The sequence below is a fragment of the Nitratidesulfovibrio liaohensis genome, assembly GCF_011682075.1.
Lineage (GTDB): Bacteria > Desulfobacterota > Desulfovibrionia > Desulfovibrionales > Desulfovibrionaceae > Cupidesulfovibrio > Cupidesulfovibrio liaohensis.
On record NZ_VSMK01000370.1, the window covers coordinates 1 to 2,809 of the forward strand.

At 66.4% G+C, this 2,809-nt stretch carries 1 protein-coding gene; it reads left to right on the top strand.

The features are described from left to right. Positions 1-1,371: GTPase HflX (gene hflX, locus FVW27_RS12425; RefSeq protein ID WP_243838417.1), on the top strand; the 1,371-nt coding region annotated here is incomplete at its 5' end. Positions 1,372-2,809: the final 1,438 nt, after the last annotated feature.

The window sequence follows — 2,809 nt, forward strand, 5'->3', positions numbered from 1 at the left end:
CCCACCCGTGCGCGCGGCACTGCCGCCACCGCCGCCGGGGCCGTGCCGCAAGGCCGCAGCCATGCCGAGCACATCGCCCATACAGCCGCCCTTGCCGCAGAAGCGGAAGGCCCCGCCGCCGTGCTGGTCAGCGTGTCTACCGCCCCTCGACCTTTGCAGGAACTGAATCTGGCCGAGCTGAGCGAACTGGCCCGCACCGCCGGGGTGCGCTGCGCGGGCACCCTGATCCAGCGCGTACCCTCGCTGAACCCAAAGTTCATCCTGGGCAAGGGCAAACTGGCGGAACTGGAGGTGCTGGCCCTGCAGGGCAACGCCACCATGATCATCTTTGACGGCGAGCTTTCGCCAGCCCAGTTGCGCAATCTGGCCGACCTGACCGAGCGCAAGGTGCTGGACCGCACCCAGCTGATCCTGGACATCTTTGCCCAGCACGCCACCACCCGCGCGGGCAAGTTGCAGGTGGAGATGGCCCAGCTGAAGTACACCCAGCCCCGCCTGGTGGGGAAAAACCGCGCCATGGACCGCCTGATGGGCGGCATTGGCGGGCGTGGCCCCGGTGAAACCAAGCTGGAAACCGACCGCCGCCGCCTCCGTGACCGCATCGGGCGCATCAAGGACGAGCTGGAATCGCTGCGCCGCCAGCGCGCCTATGCCCGCGCCCGGCGGGCCAAGCAGCGGGTGCCGCTGGCCTCGCTGGTGGGCTACACCAACGCGGGCAAGTCCACCCTGCTCAACGCCCTGACCAACAGCGCGGTACTGGCCGAGAACAAGCTGTTCGCCACGCTGGACCCCACCACCCGCCGCCTGCGCTTTCCGCACGAGCGCGAACTGATCCTGGCCGACACCGTGGGGTTCATCCGCAACCTGCCCAAGGAACTGCTGGAAGCCTTCCGCGCCACGCTGGAGGAACTGGAGGCGGCGGACCTGCTGATCCACGTGGCCGACGCGGGCCACCCCGAACTGGACCGCCAACTGGGCGCGGTGGACACCATCCTCACCGACATGGAACTGCACGAAGTGCCGCGCCTGCTGGTGCTGAACAAGTGGGACACCCTGGACGAGGAGGCGCGCGAGGCCCTGCGCGCCGTGCACCCAGACGCCATCACCCTGTCCGCCGCCACGCGGCAGGGGCTGGACGAACTGGTGGCGTCCATTGCCGCCCGCATCGACTGGGAACGCGATCTGCGCCCCTGCGGCAAACGCACGGGCAAGAACGGCGGCGAGGGTGACGGAAACGAGTGCCCGTCGGTCGATGGGGACGAGGGCGGTTATGGGGCCAACCCGGACGAAGCAGGCACAGACGAAGCAGGCACAGACGAAGCGGACGCCGGGTACGACTGGCCGGAAATGGAATCGGACCGGCTGAACTGACGCACGCCGCGTTGTCCGCCGCCGCGCTCTCCCGCGCCCGCAGGCGAACCACGGGATATGGCACCGGGTGCCCGACGGCTCGCACGACTGGCGTACCACCGGGCGCACAACCGGACACGCGACGGGGGCGACGAGGCACAACAAGACACGCCACCAGGGCTCGCGCCAAACACCGCGCAACCCTGCATCGTGCGAGCGCACAATTTCATATGGCGATGCACTACCGCCACATGGCGCTCAATACTTCGTATTCATTGGCTATCTTTTTTTCATAAAAAATGCCCTTTCTTTTCGGAATATTGCAACAGCAACACGGGGGCACTGCAACATGGCAACATGCGCATATCCAACTCCATCAATGGATGCGCCATGTTGCGCAGTCAAGAAACACGACATCATAACGCCGCAATAGTGCCGCCGCGTCGCCACCCCCCTTTACAGCCGACACGCGCAAGGCTAGGGTTTAATCACCGGCGAAAGAGATCGACCTAGCCAGTGGGTCGGCATCCCGCCGGAGTACACAGCAACGCCGAGGGCGTTGCGAGGTCCGCAACCAGTGCACAGAGCGCTCGCAGCCTGAGACCAAACCAGGCGGAGACCAGCCGAGCCACGGCACGACGCACGGAACGCGACAGGGGCCAGAAGCGAAGGAACGCCATCGGAGGACTGTTCTGGCAGAGATTTACCCCCATAACGGCAAAGAGAGTTGCCCCCAATGAATAGGGACACGGAAGATAATCCCTAACAGGCGTGCAGCAGAGATCCCGGCGCAGAGCGCGGAATCTCCCGGATATCCGGAGCGGCACGCCTTTCCTTTTGCCGTTTTCCGGCGGTCACGCACTACAGCCGCTGTCCCTCACCGCCTCTCGCATCATATCCCGTCCCGCCAGATTCCCGGCGATTCCCGGTCGCCCACGTTCCATGTCCCGCCAATCGCCCCGTCAACGCAAGCTCCCTTCCGGCGCAGCCCCCGCCTGCGCAACCTTCCTTCCGCCACAACGCCCCTTCAGACGCACCCCACATCCGGCCCCGCATCCGGCCCCGCATCCGGCAGTCCCTTGCGGTTTCCGCATGCGCACCGCCGCCTGCCGCCCCCTCCGCACTTTTCTTTGCCCGCCAGGTGCAGTAAGTACACGCAGACCTTGCCACGCGGCACGAAAGCGCCTAAATCATACCCAGACGGTAGGCAATAACCCCACTCGCGTGGGGTATTTCACGCCGTCGCCCCGACGTTACGGCGTCACCCCCGGCTGCATGGCAGCGCCACAACGTGCCCATTGCACGCAGCCATCTTGACGACCGCCCGCGCCTGGGGCAGTGCAACCCCTTGCGGGGCCGAACTTTTCCGGCCATTCCGTACCGCGTCGCCGCGGCTGCCGCAGTTCCGGCCAGCCCCGGCGCACCCGCGCCAGCCCGAACAGACGCGCGACCCCGTGCC